The following is a 1,772-nucleotide window of genomic DNA, read 5'->3' on the forward strand; positions in this document are numbered from 1 at the left end:
TACCCTCAGGAACAGAAAACAATCAAGTGATTTCCCAAGTAGCGGCGAGCGAACGGGAAGCAGCCCAAACCGGCTTCCTACGGGGAGTCGGGGTAGTAGGACCTGCATAATCGAAGCGAGCTTAAGTCGAAACTGCCTGGAAAGCAGTCCCACAGAAGGTGAAAGGCCTGTAGGCGTACGGCGAGTTTTGAGGCGGGTATCCTGAGTAGCGCGAGGCCGGTGAAACCTTGCGTGAACCAGCCGGCACCATCCGGTAAGGCTAAATACATCTGTATGACCGATAGTGAACCAGTACCGTGAGGGAAAGGTGAAAAGAACGCCGAGAAGGCGAGTGAAATAGTACCTGAAACCGTGTGCTTACAAGCGGTCGGAGCCTCAATTTATTGGGGTGACGGCGTGCCTTTTGTATAATGAGCCTACGAGTTGCTCCTGTTGTGCGAGGTTAAGCCCCTAAGGGGTGGAGCCGTAGCGAAAGCGAGTCTGAAACGGGCGTGCAGTACAGCGGGGCAGACGCGAAACCAAGTGAGCTATCCATGGTCAGGGTGAAGTGGGGGTAAAACCCCATGGAGGCCCGAACCGCCAGACGTTGAAAAGTCTTCGGATGAACTGTGGATAGGGGTGAAAGGCCAATCAAACTTGGAAATAGCTCGTACTCCCTGAAATATATTTAGGTATAGCGTCTGGTTTTGTCTCTCCGGAGGTAGAGCACTGATTAGGCTAGGGCCCTTCACCGGGTACCAACCCTAGACAAACTCCGAATACCGGCAGAGAGCCACCAGGCAGTCAGTGGCGGGGTGATAACGTCCCGTCGCGAGAGGGAAACAACCCAGACCACCAGCTAAGGCCCCCAAATGTGTGTTAAGTTGATCAAAGAAAGTTGGGTTGCCCAGACAACTAGGAGGTTGGCTTAGAAGCAGCCATTCCTTTAAAGAGTGCGTAATAGCTCACTAGTTAAGCGGCCCGGCGTCGATAATACACGGGCATTAAACACACTGCCGAAGCTGTGGTCCCCCGATTTATCGGGGGAGGTAAGGGAGCATTCCAGGGGCGCAGAAGCCGGTCTGTGAGGACCGGTGGAGTCCCTGGAAGCGAAACTGTAGGCATGAGTAACGATAAGACGGGCGAGAAACCCGTCCACCAAAAACCCAAGGGTTCCTGATCAACGCTAATCGGATCAGGGTTAGTCGAGACCTAAGGTGTAGCCGAAAGGCGAAGCCGATGGCAAACCGGTTCAATATTCCGGTACCGATTGTAGCGCCAGGCTAAGGCGTGACGCAGAAGTGACACTCCCGCGTGCTGACGAATGCACGTTAAAGGGCGTAGGCTGGGAGGCAGGCAAATCCGCCTCCCGTTACAGCTGAACCCCGACAGTACTCCGAGCCTGCGGGCAAGGAGATAGTGGAGGTAATCCCGCTGCCGAGAAAAGCGTCGTAGTTTGTTACAATCGCTCGTACCCCAAACCGACACAGGTGGGTGAGGAGAGTATCCTAAGGTGCTCGAGTAATTCATGGCTAAGGAACTAGGCAAATTCGATCCGTAACTTCGGGAGAAGGATCCCCTGGGCGCCTTCGGGCGTTCGGGGCGCAGTGAAAAGGCCCAAGCGACTGTTTACCAAAAACACATGTCTCTGCTAAGCCGTAAGGCGATGTATAGGGACTGACACCTGCCCGGTGCTGGAAGGTTAAAGAAGGGGGTTAGCTTCGGCGAAGCCCTTGACTGAAGCCCCAGTAAACGGCGGCCGTAACTATAACGGTCCTAAGGTAGCGAAATTC

General features: G+C 54.3%; 1 rRNA gene (cut by a window edge). It reads left to right on the forward strand.

The window, feature by feature from the left end:
• Positions 1-1,772, forward strand: a 23S ribosomal RNA gene (locus HUJ22_RS13735); its annotated part reaches 189 nt to the left of the window's first position; the annotation flags it as partial.

The organism is Gracilimonas sp. (genome assembly GCF_014762685.1).
Lineage (GTDB): Bacteria > Bacteroidota > Rhodothermia > Balneolales > Balneolaceae > Gracilimonas.